The 17,964-nt window shown below is 62.7% G+C and carries 18 protein-coding genes; 3 read left to right on the forward strand and 15 right to left on the reverse strand.

Annotated features, from left to right (window positions below; genetic code table 11):
• Positions 1-13: 13 nt before the first annotated feature.
• The 5 genes from K3756_RS16130 to K3756_RS16150 are packed head-to-tail and all read right to left on the reverse strand — an operon-like array spanning position 14 to position 4,620.
• Positions 14-745 (reverse strand): SDR family oxidoreductase, encoded by a 732-nt coding sequence (locus K3756_RS16130; protein ID WP_259989158.1) that lies wholly within the window; start codon positions 743-745, stop codon positions 14-16.
• The gene (locus tag K3756_RS16135; RefSeq protein ID WP_259989159.1) at positions 742-1,308 is read right to left on the reverse strand and encodes a DUF3833 domain-containing protein; all 567 of its coding nucleotides are present in this window, start codon (positions 1,306-1,308) and stop codon (positions 742-744) included. Before K3756_RS16135 ends, K3756_RS16130 begins: the two co-directional genes overlap by 4 nt.
• The gene (locus K3756_RS16140; protein WP_259989161.1) at positions 1,308-2,546 is read right to left on the reverse strand and encodes an MFS transporter; all 1,239 of its coding nucleotides are present in this window, start codon (positions 2,544-2,546) and stop codon (positions 1,308-1,310) included. The genes K3756_RS16135 and K3756_RS16140 overlap by 1 nt, the downstream gene beginning before the upstream one ends.
• Positions 2,543-3,304 (reverse strand): DUF1365 domain-containing protein, encoded by a 762-nt coding sequence (locus K3756_RS16145; RefSeq protein ID WP_259989162.1) that lies wholly within the window; start codon positions 3,302-3,304, stop codon positions 2,543-2,545. Before K3756_RS16145 ends, K3756_RS16140 begins: the two co-directional genes overlap by 4 nt.
• Positions 3,301-4,620: an NAD(P)/FAD-dependent oxidoreductase gene (locus K3756_RS16150; protein ID WP_259989164.1), complete on the reverse strand. Its 1,320-nt coding sequence runs from the start codon at positions 4,618-4,620 to the stop codon at positions 3,301-3,303. The genes K3756_RS16145 and K3756_RS16150 overlap by 4 nt, the downstream gene beginning before the upstream one ends.
• Before the next feature lie 276 nt (positions 4,621-4,896).
• Here K3756_RS16150 and K3756_RS16155 point away from each other — a divergent pair, with 276 nt between their 5' ends.
• On the forward strand, positions 4,897-5,403 hold the full coding sequence (locus K3756_RS16155) for a sigma-70 family RNA polymerase sigma factor (RefSeq protein WP_259993586.1): 507 nt from the start codon (positions 4,897-4,899) through the stop codon (positions 5,401-5,403).
• A gap of 8 nt (positions 5,404-5,411) precedes the next feature.
• Entirely contained in the window at positions 5,412-6,065 is a 654-nt protein-coding gene (locus K3756_RS16160; protein WP_259989166.1) for a ChrR family anti-sigma-E factor, read from the forward strand.
• Here K3756_RS16160 and K3756_RS16165 read toward each other — a convergent pair whose 3' ends face one another.
• From K3756_RS16165 to K3756_RS16210, 10 genes are all read right to left on the reverse strand, one after another.
• Positions 6,066-7,082 (reverse strand): threonine/serine dehydratase, encoded by a 1,017-nt coding sequence (locus K3756_RS16165; RefSeq protein ID WP_259989168.1) that lies wholly within the window; start codon positions 7,080-7,082, stop codon positions 6,066-6,068.
• Positions 7,079-8,248 carry a DNA recombination protein RmuC gene (locus tag K3756_RS16170; RefSeq protein WP_259989170.1) on the reverse strand — a complete coding sequence of 390 codons (1,170 nt, stop codon included), beginning with the start codon at positions 8,246-8,248 and terminating at the stop codon, positions 7,079-7,081. Before K3756_RS16170 ends, K3756_RS16165 begins: the two co-directional genes overlap by 4 nt.
• Positions 8,245-10,104, reverse strand: coding sequence for a DNA mismatch repair endonuclease MutL (gene mutL, locus K3756_RS16175; protein ID WP_259989172.1), 1,860 nt, complete (start codon positions 10,102-10,104; stop codon positions 8,245-8,247). The genes K3756_RS16170 and mutL overlap by 4 nt, the downstream gene beginning before the upstream one ends.
• A 61-nt stretch (positions 10,105-10,165) precedes the next feature.
• Complete coding sequence (locus tag K3756_RS16180; RefSeq protein ID WP_259989174.1) at positions 10,166-11,389, reverse strand: urate hydroxylase PuuD; 1,224 nt, start codon at positions 11,387-11,389, stop codon at positions 10,166-10,168.
• A gap of 155 nt (positions 11,390-11,544) precedes the next feature.
• Positions 11,545-12,867 (reverse strand): uracil-xanthine permease family protein, encoded by a 1,323-nt coding sequence (locus K3756_RS16185; RefSeq protein ID WP_409202407.1) that lies wholly within the window; start codon positions 12,865-12,867, stop codon positions 11,545-11,547.
• Between the two features lie 50 nt (positions 12,868-12,917).
• Positions 12,918-13,406 carry an ureidoglycolate lyase gene (locus tag K3756_RS16190; RefSeq protein WP_259989176.1) on the reverse strand — a complete coding sequence of 163 codons (489 nt, stop codon included), beginning with the start codon at positions 13,404-13,406 and terminating at the stop codon, positions 12,918-12,920.
• Positions 13,403-14,215: a bifunctional allantoicase/(S)-ureidoglycine aminohydrolase gene (locus K3756_RS16195; protein WP_259989178.1), complete on the reverse strand. Its 813-nt coding sequence runs from the start codon at positions 14,213-14,215 to the stop codon at positions 13,403-13,405. Before K3756_RS16195 ends, K3756_RS16190 begins: the two co-directional genes overlap by 4 nt.
• Positions 14,212-15,627, reverse strand: coding sequence for an allantoinase PuuE (gene puuE / locus K3756_RS16200; RefSeq protein WP_259989180.1), 1,416 nt, complete (start codon positions 15,625-15,627; stop codon positions 14,212-14,214). The genes K3756_RS16195 and puuE overlap by 4 nt, the downstream gene beginning before the upstream one ends.
• Before the next feature lie 153 nt (positions 15,628-15,780).
• Positions 15,781-16,767, reverse strand: coding sequence for a LysM peptidoglycan-binding domain-containing protein (locus tag K3756_RS16205; protein WP_259989182.1), 987 nt, complete (start codon positions 16,765-16,767; stop codon positions 15,781-15,783).
• Positions 16,764-17,384 carry a rhodanese-like domain-containing protein gene (locus K3756_RS16210; protein ID WP_259989184.1) on the reverse strand — a complete coding sequence of 207 codons (621 nt, stop codon included), beginning with the start codon at positions 17,382-17,384 and terminating at the stop codon, positions 16,764-16,766. The genes K3756_RS16205 and K3756_RS16210 overlap by 4 nt, the downstream gene beginning before the upstream one ends.
• A gap of 218 nt (positions 17,385-17,602) precedes the next feature.
• Here K3756_RS16210 and uraH point away from each other — a divergent pair, with 218 nt between their 5' ends.
• Positions 17,603-17,962, forward strand: a complete 360-nt coding sequence (uraH, locus tag K3756_RS16215) for a hydroxyisourate hydrolase (RefSeq protein ID WP_259989186.1) — start codon at positions 17,603-17,605, stop codon at positions 17,960-17,962.
• The last annotated feature ends 2 nt before the right edge of the window (positions 17,963-17,964 follow it).

Genomic DNA, 17,964 nt, shown 5'->3' on the forward strand with positions numbered 1-17,964 from the left:
CGACACCGCAGGATCACGAAAAAATCCGGAAATAGATCGAATCCGGCAGGAATTGTGACAAGCGGAACACCAAAGAGAACATCCACGGAAAGCTCTTTTTGAACTTGTCGTCGTTCATGTGCTCGAACACCTCACGCGCGGCATCTTCGGGCGTCATCAGGAACGGCATCTTGAAATCGTTCTTGTCGGTCAGCTGGGTCTTGATGAAACCGGGGTTGATGACCTGCACCTTGACCCCTGTCTTGCGCAGATCGGCATACATACATTCCGCGAGCGACATGGTTGCCGCCTTGGACGCCGTGTAGCCGATGCTGCCCGGCAACCCGCGAAATCCGGTCAGGCTCGATGTGATGACGATGTGGCCGGCGTCCTTGTCGACCATATTCGGCACAACCTGCCCCATCACCCGCATCAGGCCGGTGAAGTTGATATCCGCCATCGCGTTGGCCTTGTCGGCATCCCATTCCTTGGCGCCAAACGGCCAGTACACGCCTGCGAGAAACACGACCCCGTCGATCTCGCCCACCTTGGCGGCGGCCTCCTTGACGCTGTCGTTGTCGGACACATCCATCGTCACGACATCGGCTTTGCCCGGCAGGCTGTCCGCGACATCGCGCAGCTTGTCTTCAGAGCGCGACGACAGAACCACATCTGCCCCTGCCCGGCTGATTGACGCGGCAAGTGCTGCACCCAGACCATCGCTTGCGCCAACCAACCAGTACCGTTTTCCTTGCCATGTGCTCATGCGGTGTCCGCCTTTCTGATCGTGGCAACCAACTCTGCCACCTTGAACCCGAACTTGCGAAACTGGCTTCGGTTAACCACTGTCCCGTTGGGGGCCAGATACATGCAGTCAAAGGCGTTCAGCGTGAAACCGCCCGCATCCTGCGGCAGCGTGATCGGATACCGGAACAACACCGCGGACCCCGATACATTGCCCTTCCCCTCGCCCGGCACATCGTCGGCCAGCGCCTTGAAGCTGCCGTCGTCGTTCAATTCGATCGTCCAGGCGCGGTTCTGCGTGGATCCATCGTCGTAACGGAACTCTTCGGCAATATGGCCGGTATTGCCGTCCCAACTGACGTTGAAATCGGCGACAAACGTGCTGGTCATCCGGCCCAGCGGGCCAAAGATGACACCTTCGCACACCATCGGGCCAAGCAGGTGCTGGCGCATATCGAAATGCGGATGCGCATCGACATAGTCCTCCGCGCTCTGGCCCCGAAAATCGGCAAACCGCGCACGGACAAAGACCGTGATGATGACCAGCGCCATCCCCAGACAGAAATAGAAGAAAGCATCGCTCATCAGATGTCGTCCTCTTGCAACTCGGTGCGCCACAACAAAAATATCGCAACGCATTTCAAAACACATGGGACGGCCGCGTAAAGCAGCCGTAACAAATCAAGCGCGGATTCGGGATTGTCTCCCGACCCGCTTTCGAAACCGGCCCCCTGCAACATAGGCAGCAACGTCGCAGCGGCGAGGGCCAGCGTAAACTTGGACACGAACGACCACAGCCCGAACCCTTCGGCCGCGGACGGCGAAATCCGCGCCATACGTGTCGCGAACAGCGCAGGCAGCAGCGTCAGATCCGCCCCCATCGCAGCACCCGACGCAATGCAGACAACCGCGAAAATCCACACGTCACCGGGGCCCAGAAAGAGCGCGCCGCCAAAGGCCAGGATGGCAAGCACCATTCCTGCCAGAAGAACACGCTTCGTCCCAAATCGTTCCGCCGCGGCGCCCCAAATCGGCGCAGCACCCGCCGCGCTAAGGAAAAACAGCAGCAAAAGCGGTCCTTCCCAGCCAACCGCATCCAGCGCACTTTCCACGTAATACAGAAACAGGGTCGAGCTCACCGCGACGGGCGCCGCGTTCAAAAGCGCGATAATCAGCAACCGTCGCGCCAAAGTGTCGCGCAGCACGGTCGCAAAGCCGGTGCTTTGCGGCAGGTCCGTGCTCATCCATTCGGGGCGCATCGCCCACGCCGCCGCCAGCGCCAGCACCGCAAACCCGACGGCAAAGCCGGTGAACGGCACCCCCGTCACGGCACCGAGCGCAACCGGCACCACGGACGCCACGCAGACCCCCAGCAAAGCGCCCGTTTCGCGCCACCGCGCCAGCCGCAAGTGTCCCTTGCCCACCATGCGATCGGCCTTGGCCACCCCTTGCGCGTAAAAACAGATGGTGAGAAAGCTGAACGCCGAGAACACCAGCGTCAGCATCAATCCGAACCAGACCAGCGGAGCGACAGGTGGTGTGACGGCAAAAAGGCCGAGCATGGCCGACGCGATCACAGCGCATCCGATGGCCACCGCCGCGCCCCGCCTGTCGCGCAGCCGCTCCGACAGGCGCCCCAGCAGCGGATCCTGCACCACATCAAGCAAACGCAGCCCGCCCAGCACAGCGCCCAGCGCGGCCAGCGACACGCCGAATTCGTCAACGTAGAATTTCGGCGCATGGATATAGATGGGCAGCCCGGCGCAGGCCAGCAACGCGGCAAACAGCGCATAGGACGGCAGACGCTCGGCGCGCCCTGTCATCCCTTGGTGACCTCTTGATCGGGTGGCGTGGGCTGGCTGCGAAACGTCGCCCCCTTGATCCACAACTTCACCGCCTGCCAATGGATCAGCGCCAGCACACGCCGTGCCCCCAGAGGCCTGCGCAGCAGGCTGCGCAGGATGCTGCGATTGCTCAGCGGCTGCCGCTTGCCCGTCAGCGTCGCAATCAACCCGCCTTTTTCACGCCCGTAATCGATCCAGATCCCGATCCTGCTGTCTGTGATGTCGAAGCGGAAGGTATACGTGCCCTCCACCGGCTGGAACGGCGACACATGCAAGATCTTTCTCGCCTTCAACTGGTCACTGGGCAAAATCGCGCGCCCGTCGGAATGGTGGCACAGATAACTGTGGCGATCGCCAAAGGTGTTCGTCACCTCGGCGATGACCGCCAGCAGCCTTTCGTCCCACGCGCGGCACAGCCAAAAGCTGACGGGATTGAATACATGGCCGAACACACGCGGCTGGGTCAGCAGATCAATGCGCTCCACATCGGTGACCTGATGCTGTTGCAACACGTCGCGCACCCATGCCGGGCCGCGCCCCTCACCGGGGGGGCCACCGTGGTCGCGGTCCAGCACCGAGGTCACACCGCGGCCATTGCGCCGGAACAGACGGGGCACCCGAAGCTCCGCTTCCGCGTCCAGCAACAGGTAATCCACCGAGTAGCGGAACGCGTTCTCGACTGCACCCTTGCGGCCGTGGAACGTCTGGCCGACGATATGATCGACGGTGGCCGTCATTCCGCCGCCAGAGCCATCGCGCGTTTCGCTTCAAGCGCCCGGACAACCGACACGGCACTGGCCAGCCCGTCTTCGTGGAAACCGTGGCGCATCCATGCCCCACAGAACCACGTGCCGTTCTCGCCGTTGAACGCGCGCACGTCCTTTTGGGCCGCCAGCGCCGCCAGATCGTAGACCGGATGACGCAGCGTGACCTGATCGTAAATCAACTCCTCGCGGATGGTGCGCTTGGTATTGAGCGTCACGAAATGCGGATCGTCCTGCGGGATCGGCTGCAGCGAATTCATCCAGTAGGTCAGATCGATCCTTTCGGAGCGGTTGTCGCGGTCCTCGGTATAGACCCACGAAGCCCACGTCGCGCGGCGTTTGGGCATGATGTCGGTATCTGCATGCAGGACGATGTCGTTCGGCTGGTACCCGATGGCCCCCAGCGCCGCCGCTTCCTTGGCGGTGGGATCAGCGAGCATCGACAGCGTGTCGTCGGAATGGGTGGCAAAAATGACCTCGTCAAACCGCTCCCAATCGCCCCCCGCGGTGCGCACATCGACGCCGATACCGTCGCGGCGTACCGCAGCGATGGGTGCCTTGACGCGGATGTCGACCCCGTGACGGCGCATCGCCGCCTCCAGACGGGTGACATAGGATGCCGAACCGCCCTCGACGGTGTACCACTGGTGCTGGCCGGAATAATTCAGCAGCGCGTGGTTCTCGAAAAACTGGATCATCGCATGGGCCGGAAAATCCATGATCTTTTCCGTCGGCGTGGACCAGATGGCACCGGAAAGCGGCAACAGGTAATAATCACGGAAATAATCGCCGGTCCCCATCTTCGCCAGAAACTCCGCCGTGCTCAGCGACGTATCCTGCGCCACGTCGAGCGCGGTCTTGTTGAATTTCACGATGTCGCGCAGCATCCCGATAAACTTCGGATTAACGAGGTTGCGCCGCTGTGCGAACATTGCGTTGAAACTGGTCAATGCGTATTCGAGCCGCCCGCCGTCGATCGACGCGCCAAAGCTCATGTTCGACTTCACCACCGGCACGTCCAGCTCGTCGAACAACTCTGCCAGATGCGGATAGTTGGCGTAGTTGAACACGATGAAACCGGTATCGACCGGCTGGTCGCCGTTCTTGCCCGCCACAACGGTGCGGGCGTGCCCGCCGATCCGGTCGCCCGCCTCGAAAAGGGTCACGCGGTTGTGCGGCGCCAACTTGTAGGCCGCGCCCATTCCTGAGATTCCCGCGCCAATCACGGCAATGCGTCTGCTCTTGGGCGCAGAGTTCGGGTCAAACCCGTCGGCGGTTTCAAATGGCATATAAGGGGGGTGTCCTGCGATTTTTATATTCGTTCAGCTATACGGCTCAGAAGCGGCTTTGGATGTAAATGAATTCCATAATTCTTTTTTGATCCAGTCGGGGCCTTGCAGCGTACCTTTTGCATGTTAGCCTTTGATCAATCCTCACCGTCCAGCGCTCCTTTTGACAAACGTCGATTGGTGTCGTTTCAGGCGAGGCCCTGTAACACCAAGAAACGAACTGGCGTGATCAGCTCTAAAGACAACAAAAAGAAACGGGCGTTGTGGGTCGATGAGATGGTCAGGGTACGTGACCAGCGCGACCGGAAGGCGTTTGCGGCCCTGTTCGAGCACTTTGCGCCGCGCATCAAAGGCTTCCTGATAAAGTCGGGATCAGACGCCGCAACCGCCGAGGAATGCGCGCAGGACGTGATGACAACACTTTGGCGCAAGGCCGATCAGTTCGATCCGGCGCGGGCATCGGTCTCCACATGGATATTCACCATTGCGCGCAACCGGCGCATCGACATTTCGCGCCGCGAACGTAGACCCGAGCCCGAAGAACTGACCTGGGGACCAGAACCCGAACCCGAACAATCCGTCGTTGTGGAAATGCAGCAGGAAAGCGCGCGTCTCGTGGACGCCATCGCCGCCTTGCCCAAGCCGCAGCGCGACCTGATCGAACAAGCCTATTTCGGCGATCTCACCCAATCCGAGATCGCGCATATCACCGGTCTGCCACTTGGCACGATCAAATCCCGTATACGTCTGGCGCTGGACCGCTTGCGCCACTCCATGAAGTGACCCGAAACATGACCGACAGAAAGATCAAACACCATCTCGACGATGCCACCTTGCTTGGCTACGCGACGGGCAACCTGCCCGAAGCGTTCAACCTGCTTGTGGCTGCCCATATCTCCATGTGCGACGACTGCCGTGCCGCGGCGGCGTCCTTTGACGCCATCGGTGGTGCGATGATGGGCGATACGGATGCGGCCGCCATGACCGCGGGCAGCTTTGACAAGGTGCTTGCCGGCCTCGATGACGCGCCCTTGCCGGCACCGGCTTCTGCCCCGCGCGTCGCCTCCGCCCTGCCCGCGCCGCTGCAGGACTACGTGGGCGGCGATCTGGACAGCATTCGCTGGCGGACCGTCGGGATGGGGGTGAAACAGGCGATCCTAAAAACCTCCAAGACCGCGACAGCACGGTTGCTCTTTATTCCGGCCGGTGCCGCGATGCCCGACCACGGACACAACGGCAAGGAAATGACGCTGGTTCTGCAAGGCGCGTTCGTGGACGAAGATGATTACTTCGGCCGCGGTGACGTTGAAATCGCGGACGCCGATGTGCAGCACATCCCCGTTGCCGACATCCACGAAGATTGCGTCTGTCTCGCCGTTACCGATGCGCCGTTGCGGTTCGACGGGGTGATCCCGCGCATCTGGCAGAAATTCGCACGTATCTGATCAGTCGCCTGTCAGGGGCTCAAGCGCCGGAAGACCCCGGTGCATCAGCTTCAGATAGGTTTCGGCGTCTATATTGGCGCCACAGACGACCACCCCGACCCGTAGCCCCTGCAGGCGGTGTCGCAACGGCCCCATAACGGCGGCCAACGCGGCACCGGCTGCAGGTTCCACGGCCAGCTTCGCTTCCTGCTGGAAGGCCACCATTCCCGCACAGATCGCGTCATCATCGAGCAACACGATATCGTCCAGATACGTGGCACACAGCGCGTGGCTGAACGGCAGCGACATCGGCGCGCCCAGACTGTCGGCGACCGTATCCACCCGGTCGAGCTGCAGCGGCGTTCCCGCGGCCAGCGATTGCGACATCGACGCCGCGCCTTCGGGCTCCACCCCGTAGACCGCGCAGTTCGGATTGATCTGTTTGACTGCCGCCGCAATCCCGCTGATCAGACCGCCCCCACCGATCGACACGACAACCGCATCCAGATGTCCGGCGTCCTCCAGCATTTCCAGACCGACGCCCGCGGTACCCAGCGACGTGCGCGGCCCTTCAAAGGGATGGATGAAAAACCTGTCCTCCTCGCGCACCAGACGCTCGGCCTCGGCAAATGTTTCCGCCCCCGGCGCCTTCATGACGACCTCGGCCCCTTCGGCGCGCGCCATGGCGACGCGAAACGGATTTGCGTTCGACTGGATCACCACTTTCGCCGATGCGCCAACCTGCCGCGCGGCCCAGGCCGCCGCAATCGCGTGGTTTCCCGCGCTTGCCGCCGTGATGCCCTGCGCCCGCTGGTCCGGCGTCAGATTGCGCGCCACCGACAGCGCGCCGCGGGCTTTGAAGGTGCCGGTATGCTGCAACGATTCCAGCTTCAGAACCACCTCGCCCCCACCCAACAACCGCGTCATCAACGCAGAGCCAAGCGTATACGTCGGTGTGCGCACCACCTGCCCGGCGATGGCCGCGGTGTTGGCCCTGATCGCGTCAAGCGACAGCGCGTTGATATCGGGTGTCGTCATTCCGGAACCGTCCTTGCCGTCGCGCCCAGTGGCAAGGGCGCGGCATTGTCATCCACATCGACTTCTTCGAAATCGAAATTATCCAATCGGGCGGCCCGCTTTCCCGCGCGCTCTGCCGCTGTGCCGATGCCTTCCAGATCGCTGCGGGCCTGCCGGAAATGCGTGTCCAGCTTGCCCACCCGCTCCACGACAAGTTCCACATCGCGGTGCAGCATCGCCAGCGTTTTTCTGATCTCGCCCGCCTGCGCGCGCATTCGCGCATCCTTGAGAATCGCTCGCATGGTATTGAGCGTGGCCATGCAGGTGGTCGGCGACACGATCCAGACTCGACGGTCGAACCCTTCGCGTACCAGTTCGGGGAAATTGGCATGCAGCTCGGCATAGACCGCCTCGGAGGGCAGGAACATCAACGCACCGTCCGCCGTTTCCCCCTCGATGATGTATTTGTCGGCGATATCGCGGATGTGCTTGCGGACCGATGTGCGCATGTTGGCCACCGCCGATTTCAGCGCCCAGTCGGTATCGGCGCGGTGCAGCGCCTCGTAGGCCTCAAGCGGGAATTTACTGTCGATCACGATCGGGCCGGGCGGGTTTGGCAGGTGGATCAAACAATCGGCGCGCCGCCCGTTCGACAGGGTCTGCTGCATTGCATAGCTGTCAGTCGGCAGCGCCTTGGACACAATATCGCGCAGCTGTATCTCGCCGAATGCGCCCCGCGTCTGCTTGTTGCTCAAGATGTCTTGCAGGGACAAAACATCGCCCGACAGTTTGGTGATGTTGTCCTGCGCCTTGTCGATCGCTTTCAACCGCTCCTGAAGCTGCGTCAGGCTCGTCGTGGTGCGCTGGGCGTTGCCGTGCAAACTGGTGTTCAGCCGCTCCTGCATCTCCGCCAGCCTCTGCTGCATTTCCAGCTGCACGGTGTTCAGCCGGATCTCCATCGTCTGCATCAGTTGGTTCTGGGTACTGGCCTGCGTCTCGGACACGGTCTGCAATCCGCCGCGCAGCTGCTGCTGGCCCGCACCAAGATGGCCCAGCTGCGCCACCACCGCCGATGGCAACCGCGCGGGCCGCAGCAAAAGCGCCACCAGCAGCAACACGATCAACACCAGAACACCGCCCGCAATCCACAGGATCTGCTCGGGGTTCAGGCTGTCGAGGGCGCTCATGTGCGGCCGAACAACCGCTCGATGTCGGCCAGCTTCAGCTCGACATAAGTGGGCCGCCCGTGGTTGCACTGGCCTGAATGGGGGGTCGCTTCCATTTCACGCAACAAGGCGTTCATCTCCTCGCCCCGCATCCAGCGGCCCGACCGGATCGATCCGTGGCAGGCAACGCGGCTCAGGATCGCCTCGATCCGCGCTTGCACCAGCAGGCTCTCGCCCTCGCCCTCCAGCTCGTCCAGAATGTCACGGATCAGCGCCTCTGCGTTGACCTCGCCCAGAATAGCGGGCGTTTCACGCACGGCGACGGCATCGCCGCCAAACGGCTCCACCGTCAGACCAAAGCGGGCCAAATCATCGGCCACGGCCAAGAGCGCCGCACGATCATGGGCGGACAGCTCGATGATTTCGGGGATCAGCAACGCCTGCGCCGCGACGCCGTTCTGCGCCATCTGTTTTTTCAGCTTTTCGTACACCAGCCGTTCGTGCGCGGCATGCTGGTCCACAATGACCATGCCCGTTGCGGTCTGCGCGATGATATAATTTTCGTGCACCTGCCCCCGCGCGGTCCCCAGCGGGAAGTCCTGCGGTTCGGGTGCTGCGCTGTGCTCCGGGGATGGCGGCGCGGGGGTTTCCACGCGCCCCCACATCCCGCGCGTTTCGGCGAAACCGGCACCTTGTTGCGGCTCTGCCACCGGTGGCACGGGCCGAGGCGCAAAACCGGCACGGTCCATCTGGTAGATGCGCGCCTCTCCGGCGGGCTCCGCCCGCATCGCGCCCAGCGTGGCATTGGCCACGGTGGTCGACGCGCGGTGCCCTGCTTCGGCCAATCCGTGGCGCAACGCCGACACGATCAGTCCCCGCACGAGCCCTGGATCGCGGAACCGCACTTCGGATTTCGCAGGGTGGACATTCACGTCCACCAATGTCGGGTCGCAATCTACGAACAGGGCCGCCGCCGGATGGCGGTCACGGCTCAGAAAATCGAAATAGGCACCGCGCAGGGCCCCGGTCAGCATCTTGTCCTTCACCGGACGGCCATTCACGAAAAGATACTGCGCAACGGCCGATCCGCGCGAATAGGTCGGCAGTGCGGCAAAGCCCGACAGGTGGAACCCTTCACGCTCGGCATCGATAGGCAGGGCATTCTCGGCAAAGTCGCGGCCCAGAACCTGCCGCAACCGGCCGTGCAGCGCATCGAACAGATCCCCCTGTTCGGCCTCGACGCGAAACACCTCGCGGCCGCCACCGTCACCCGACACGTCGCGCAACACGAAACGCACGAACGGCTCGGCCATGGCCAGACGCTTGATGACATCCCCGATCGCCTGCGATTCGGCGCGGTCGGTGCGCAGGAATTTCAGCCGCGCGGGCGTGGCATAAAACAGATCGCGCAGGGTGACGACCGTACCACCGTTCAGCGCCGCGGGCCGGACGGGCTGCGCCGTGCCGCCTGACACGTTGATTTCCGCACCGTCGTGGCCGCCTGCACGGCTCGTGATGCTCAACCGGCCGACGGCCCCGAGCGATGGCAGCGCCTCGCCACGGAAACCGAAGGAATGAATGTTCAACAGATCGGTGCCGTCAATCTTGGACGTCGCGTGGCGCGACAGCGCCAAGGGCAGATCCTCACCCGCGATGCCGCAGCCGTCGTCCGTCACGCGGATCAGCGTCTTGCCGCCGTCGGCGTACTCCACCGTGATCCGGCGCGCCCCTGCATCGATCGCGTTCTCGACCAGTTCCTTGACCGCAGAGGCAGGACGCTCGACAACCTCACCGGCCGCGATACGGTTGATCGCCGCTTCGTCCAACTGCCGGATGACGGGCTGTGAAGCCTCTATATTGCGGTTTGTCTGTGCCATAGCGCAATACCTAGCATGGGTCGCAGTGATTCCGCTAGCCGCGCAGAGCGCTTATCCCCAGCTAATTCGCGGTGGCGTCGCGGTACCATGCGACGATCTTTGCCCGTTCCGCCGGCTGCATATAGCTCAGGTTTGCGGGCGGCATGGCATAGGTCAGCCCCGCCTGAAGATAGATCTGCGTTGCCGCCTGCGCGATCTGGTATTCCGTCTCGAGACGCACGCCTTTCGGCGCCCACAGCAGCCCGTCCCAAGACGGTTCTGCCGCGTGGCACATCGAACAGCGCCCCAGAACAATGTTGTGCACATCTTCCCACCCTTCGGCCTGTGCAAAACGCACGCCCGCGCCCCGCGCCTCTTCGGGTTCGGCCGCGCGGAACATCGGGGCGGTCGACAGCCAAACAATCGCGACGAAAAGCAGGCTGGTGGCAAGCCACGTCCAGTGTTTCTGACCCGCCCGCGCGTGCATGCTGTTAAAGTAATGCCGGATGGTGACCCCCATCAGGAACACCAGTGCCGCAATGAGCCAGTTCATTTCGGAGGCAAACGCCAACGGATAGTGATTGGACAACATCAGGAAGATCACCGGCAGCGTCAGATAGTTGTTGTGGGTGCTGCGTTGCTTGGCGATCTTGCCGTATTTGGCATCGGGTGTACGCCCCGCCTGAAGGTCCGCCACCACGATACGCTGGTTCGGCATGATGATGAAAAAGACGTTTGCGCTCATGATGGTGGCGGTAAACGCCCCCAGATGCAGAAGTGCCGCGCGCCCCGAAAAGACGGAAGTGTAGAAGTAGGCCATCGCCACAAGGATCACATACAGAAGGATCATCAGGCGTGTGTTGTCATCGCCGAAGCGGCTTTTGCAGATGAGATCATACGCGACCCAGCCAAAGCCCAGCGAGGCGAGTGAGATGGCGACAGCCTGCCAGACCTTCAGATCGGCGACCGCAGGATCGACCAGATAGAATTCCGCGCCGAGGTAATACACCAGGATGAGCATGGCAAAGCCCGAAAGCCAGGTCGAATAGCTTTCCCATTTGAACCACACCAGATCACCGGGCATCTGGTCCGGGGCAACGAGGTATTTCTGCACGTGGTAGAAGCCCCCCCCGTGCACCTGCCATTCCTCGCCATCCGCACCGGACGCAAGGTTGCGGTCACGGTGCAACCCCAGATCAAGCGCGATGAAGTAGAACGAGCTGCCGATCCAAGCGATGGCCGTGATGACATGCACCCAGCGCACTGCGAATTCGAGCCAGGAAGAGAGGGCGGCAAGATCGTACATTCGGGCTCCTGAGAGATGTGGCGTCCGGGGTGACCGGCGGATGTGAGTTTATGGGCAAGATGAAGCCTTGCGCAGTGGCCGAACGCAAGGTCGCACGTGGCGGCATCTGCGCGCATAACCGCGCGGCGACCGGGTGTGGCCGCCGCGCGTGAGGATCAGATTTCGTCAGGCAGGACGAGGTTCAGCACGATCGCCACAAGCGCCGTGGGGGCCACCGCAGATGTCGCCAGCGTTTTGACCACCCCCGGCAGGTATTGCACGGCGGTCGGCACAAGGTTCAGGCCAAGTCCTGCAGCGAGCGAGACCGCGATGATCACCATGTTGCGGCGGTTCATCTTCACTTCGGTCAGCACGTTGAGCCCCGCCGCGGCAACCATGCCGAACATCACGATCACGCCGCCGCCCAGCACAGGCAGGGGCATGGAAGCGATGAGGGCGCCGATTTTTGGCACCAAACCGCACAGGATCAGAACCAGCGCACCGATTGTGACCACGTGGCGGCTCATGATGCCGGTCATGCCGACGATGCCGACATTCTGGCTGAACGATGTGTTGGGCAGGCCGCCGAAAACGCCGGCCACGGCCGTGCCCAGACCATCCGCGTATGTCGCGCCCGCGATTTCCGCATCCGTTGCTTCGCGGTTTGCGCCTGCCTTGGTTGTGGCGGATGTATCGCCGACTGTCTCGATGGCCGAAACGATCGAGACCAGTGTCACTGCGACCACCGCGCCGAGCGAGAATTCAAATCCGTAGGGCAACGGCTGGATCGACGTGATCCATGACGCATTGTCCACGGCGCCGAAGTTCACCATGCCGAAGGCCAGCGCCAGCAGATACCCCACGATCAACCCCACGAGGATTGCCGCGTTGCTGAGCGTGCCCTTGGTAAAGAACTTGAGGACCAGCGCCACGATCACAACCGACAGCGCCACCGACCAATGCATGAGCGACCCGAAGCTTTCGGCTTCCATCTGGAACGATGCCGCGCCACCTGCGGCGTATTTGATCGCAACGGGGATGAGGTACAGGCCGATCGCGAGGATCACCAGACCGGTCACAAGTGGCGGGAACAACCAGCGCAGATGCTGTATCACCGCGCCGAGAAAGAAGTGGATGACCCCCGCCACGATGCAGGCGCTGAGGGCGACGTTGAGGCCCTGGGTCGCGGCGATGCCCGCCAAGACGCCCACAAAAGCAAAGCTGGTGCCTTGCATGATCGGCAATCTTGCCCCGATCGGCCCCACGCCCACCGTCTGGAACAGGGTCGCCACACCGGCAAACAGCATTGCCATCTGGATCAGGTACACCTGTTCGGGGCCCCCGAAGGCAAGCCCCGCAGCACCTGCCACGATGATCGACGGGGTCACGTTGGAGGCAAACATCGCCAATACGTGCTGCAGCCCGAGGGGCACGGCCTGTGCAAGCGGCGGTGTGTCGTTCGGATCGCGAAAATCGTTCGCGCCAGTCATATCTGTCATTTCATTGTCCCTGAAGTCGTTTTGATCCGCTCTGACGGCGGCTTTGCGGACTATGGGACTACAATATATGCCCGATCAAGGAAAAACTCTTCCAGATTTGGTGTTTCCCCGATGCGGTCGACAACTGCGAATATTCCGGGCGCCGCCAGCGGGGTCAGAACGCCGTGCCATACCCCGCAGTGCAGGTTGATGCCCTGATGCGGTCCGGTACGAAACGCCCGCGGTCTGCCCGGCACGCCCCCCTCGTCCGGCGCCACGATCACCAGAAATGGATTGGCCGTCATCGGCACGAAAGCCTGGCTGCCCTCGGGATGGCGTTCCAGCAGATCGAAGGTATAGGGCAAGGTGCGGGCCTGCGCGTTGAAGACCGAGATCCCCGCCCGACCGCCCTCACCGAAATCAAGCCGCGCGCGGTCGTGATGCCGCCCGCACAGGCCCGCATTGATCATCCTGTCCGGTTCTCCCGCAGCGTCCAGCACATCGCCAAAGGGCGCAAATGCTTCTGCGCTCAGGGGCTGGATCGCGATCTCGCGGGTCATAGCGGCATGTGACGGTTCACGTCCTTATACAGCAGATAGCGGAACGGCTCGTCTCCCGTTGCGATACAGGCCTGCGGGCAAAAGGCGCGCAGCCACATGAAATCGCCCGGCTCCACGGACACCCAATCGCGGTTCAGCAGATACTCCGCCGTTCCCTGCAGCACATAGAGCCCGTGTTCCATCACATGCGTTTCGGCAAAGGGAATGCGGCCGCCGGGCTGGAAGGTCACGATGTTGACATGCATGTCGTGGCGCAGGTCAAGCGGGTCGGCAAACCGTTGCGTCGCCCATGCCCCGCCGGTTTCGGGCATCGGCACGGGGCGCACGTCGCGGTCATGCGTGACCATCGGAGGCGGGGGCGTCAGCCCGTCCGCGCCGACCCACCGTTTGCGGATCCAGTGAAAGCCCGCGACCACATCGGCGGTGTTGAAGATCGTCCATTTCGACCCTGCCGGCAGATAGGCATAGCTGCCCGGCTCGAGCGCATGAAGATCCGCGCCGATCTTCAACTGCAACGTCCCGTGGGTGACAAAAATGACGCTTTGCGCGTCGCGATCGGCATCGGGCGCGTTGCTGCCCCCCGCGGGCTGCAACTCCACCGCATACTGGCTGAAGGTTTCCGCAAAACCCGACAGGGGCCGCGCGAGAACCCACATCCGCATGCCCTGCCATCCGGGCAGGAACGACGTCACGATATCGCGCTGGGTACTTGCCGGCAGCACGGCGTAGGCTTCGGTGAAAATCGCAGCACTCGCAGGATCGACATCCTGTGCAGGCAGACCACCGGGCGGAAAAGCGTAGCGGGTCATAGCATCTGTTCCAGTCTCAGGCGGGCGATCCGTTCGACCTGGGCGCAGGCCGTGGCAAATTCGGCATCGGTATCATTGGCGATGCGGGTCTCGAACTGGCGCAGAATACCGTCCTTGCCGTGGTCCTTGACCGCGATGATGAAGGGAAAACCGTGTTTGGCCACATAGTCGGTGTTCAGCTGCGAGAACCGCGCACGTTCCGCATCGGTCAGCGCATCCAACCCCGCGCTTGCCTGCTCCGCGGTGCTGTCTGCGGTGAGCCTCTTGGCTGCGGCCAGCTTGCCTGCCAGATCGGGGTGCGCCGTCAGCACGCCCAGACGCTCTTCCCTGCTCGCCGAGCGGAACATGCGGGCCAGCGCGTTGTGCAGCCCCGCAGGGCTGTCATGCGCGGGGCCCAACTCCAGATCGAACGCCCGCTCCGCGATCCATGCGGAATGCTCGAACACCCCGCCGAAGGCAGCGATGAACTCGTCGCGGTCCATCAGGCTTGGCCGCGGTCCGCGGGCCTGTGGCGGGTGGGTCGTGCGCCAGTGATCGGCAATCTCTATACGCCGCGGCGTCCAGACACCTTCGAACCCCTTGATATAGTCGATGAACCGCGCCAGCGCCTGTATCCGCCCCGGACGCCCAACCAACCGGCAATGCAACCCGACCGACATCATCTTGGCCTGTCCTGCCGCCCCTTCGGCATAAAGCGTGTCGAAGGTATCGCGCAGATAGGCAAAGAACTGGTCGCCCGAATTGAACCCCTGCGGTGTCGCGAACCGCATGTCATTGCAATCCAGCGTGTACGGAATGATCAGCTGGTCGGTCTGGGCGATATTGCTCCAATAGGGCAGATCGTCATCGTAGGTGTCCGAGATGTAATCAAAAACGCCGGTTTGCGCGGCCAAACGGACGGTGTTGGCACTGGTGCGCCCACAGTACCACCCGCGCGGCGGGGTGCCTACCACTTCGGTATGCAGGCGGATCGCTTCGTCCATGTCGGCCTGTTCGGCGTCCGCGTCGTGATCGCGGTAATCGATCCACTTCAATCCGTGACTGGCAATTTCCCAGCCTGCGTCCTTCATCGCCTCGACCTGTTCGGGCGCGCGGGCCAGCGCCGACGCCACGCCATAAACCGTGACCGGAACCCCTGCCCCCGTGAACAACCGGTGCAACCGCCAGAAACCGGCCCGCGCCCCGTAGTCATAAATGCTTTCCATGTTCCAATGGCGCTGGCCGGGCCACGGCGCGGCCCCCACGATTTCGGACAGGAACGCCTCGGATGCGGCATCGCCGTGCAGCAGGCAGTTCTCGCCGCCCTCTTCGTAGTTCAACACGAATTGCACCGCCACACGCGCCCCGCCCGGCCATGCGGCATCGGGGGCGTCGGGTCCGTGGCCGCGAAAATCTCGGGGATAGCGTTGCATGGGTTATGTCCTTTGCGATCGCGCGATTGGGTCGCTTATTCATTGCGGCGACCGGCGGGAAAATGAAAGCCCCCAAATGACAGTCGGGCCAGACATTGCTGTCTGACCCGCTGCTCGACCGACCGTCACTGAGACGTCTATTATTGTTTATTATCAGCTGGGTATCTTTAACCGCTGGCCTATCTGGAGCTTGTCGGGCGATTGTAGCGTGTCACGGTTCGCTTCGAAAATCCGTTGGAATTCGCTGGGCTTGCCGTAAAATTGCAGTGAGATGTAAGCGAGACTGTCGCCCGCTTCGACGGTATAGACGCGCGCGCCTGCCACATCGGTCGTCTTGGCGTTGGAGGCAGCGAAGGCGCGGCGGGACATTTCGCGCGCGGCCTCGGCGCCCTCTGCGGTGCCGTCATTGGCCAGCGACGTCTGCACGAGATTGAACATCATCGTATCCATGTCGATGCCGCCTTCCGACGTGCTGAGCGAGGCCGGAATTTCGATGCGCCCCTCGTCGGATGCCTTTCGAATGATATCGGCCATCAGCTCCGCCGTAACTTCGGCGTTGACCGTATTGAGCTTGATCCGCCGCTGGCCGTTCTCGTTGACCGCCTCGACCGAATAAATACCCGCCAGCACACCTTCACGCAGCATGCGCAGCTTGTTGTTCTGCACGATCGCCTTGGCCTCTGCCGCTTTCTGGGCCAGCTCGTCTTCGGTCAGCTTGCCCACCGTCGGCTGCGGGGTCAGCCCTTCCAGCACCGCGACCGCCAGATCGGCGACCAGCGGGTTCTCTGCGGCAGGCGCCGTTGCTCCGCTGATGTCGGACAGCGCGGGCGCCACCGCACGGGTCACCGTGTCGTCCAGCCCCTTGGCATAGGTCACAGGCGCAGGCGCGGTTGCGGTCTGCCCCGATCCGCCCATGAAAATAACGGCCGTCATGATCCCCAACACGAACGTCAGCACAAAGATGCAGCCCACCGCGAGCGGCAGCGCATTGCGCGTGACAAACCCCGAAACCCCGGCATCGGACGGGGCCGCAGGCGCCGCCGCAACATAGGCAGGCGCTCGCGCCGGCGCGGCCATCGCAGTGGCCGGTGCAGCCTGCTGTTGGGTGGTGAACGTGATGCGGGGTTTTCGGGTCGTCACGACATATCTTCCTGAATGGTGAGGCCCAGAACGGACCAGACTTGCATGCCACCGCGGTAATAGCGGATCTTCTGCGGCGGATAGCCTGCGGCAAGCAGGTTGCCGATCAGCTTTTGTGCATCGTTCTGCGTGGGCCCGGCATCGAATACGACCAGCGCCTGCGCATCGGAAAAGTTGTAGAGGTCCTCGAACACCCGTACGCCCAGCGCCTTGAGGATCTCATCGCGGTAGCGGTTGTCGGCAGCGACTGTCTCGTGGGGCAAGCTGACCGAACCGGGAATGAACCCCGCGGCACGGCCCTGCGGCATCCGTGCGTCCACCATCAACCCGTCGTTCTGGCCGACCACTTCGACCAGAAACGCCAGTACGGCCGCTTCGTCGACGGTCTCGACATCCTTGGCGGCGGGGCCGGTCGACAGGCAGGCGGGCTCACACACCGGCGGCAGGGCCGCAAAGCGCGCAGCATACATGCCGGCCTGCGGATTTCCGGGCGCTATGGTGATCCGCGCCCCGTTGAATATGAAAGACGCCTGCGCCTGCGCATAGCTGTCGGCAGCCCAGCCGAAGGCGGGCAAAAGCGCCATCGTGGCCGCGCAAACTGCTGCTGTCGGTTTCATATCGCCCCCTACCCCGGATACCCTATCTCGTCGTCCGCGGCAGCAAACGTGGCATCTCTTGAGTTGTGATCCAGATATAGGCCGAGAGTGATTCGCGGGTCAAAGCAAAAACGAATCGGTTCGATAAATTTTCCCGAATCGGTTGCAGTCCGCACGAATCGAACGCCAAACTGCGGGCCAGACCCCCGCTGCCGCGCCAGCCCGACAAAGGAATACACATGCCCGAAGGTTTTCTGACGACCCACGTTCTCGACACGGCGCGCGGCGTGCCCGCGGCGGACCTGCACATCACGCTTTACCGGATCGACGGGGCGGACCGCGTCGAATTGGCCCAAATGCGCACCAATGCCGATGGCCGCACCGACAGCCATATCCTGCCCGCCGATCGTTTTGCGCCCGGTGTGTACGAACTGGAATTTGCGGCGGGCGATTATCTCGACGCCATCGGCACCCCGCCCGAAACCCCGCGCTTTCTCGATGTCGTTCCCATCCGTTTCGGGATTTCGGAGGCGGACGCGCATTACCACGTGCCGCTGCTGCTGTCGCCATTCGGCTATTCCACCTATCGCGGCAGCTAGCG

It is taken from the genome of Sulfitobacter sp. S190 (assembly GCF_025141935.1).
Taxonomy (GTDB): Bacteria; Pseudomonadota; Alphaproteobacteria; order Rhodobacterales; family Rhodobacteraceae; genus Sulfitobacter.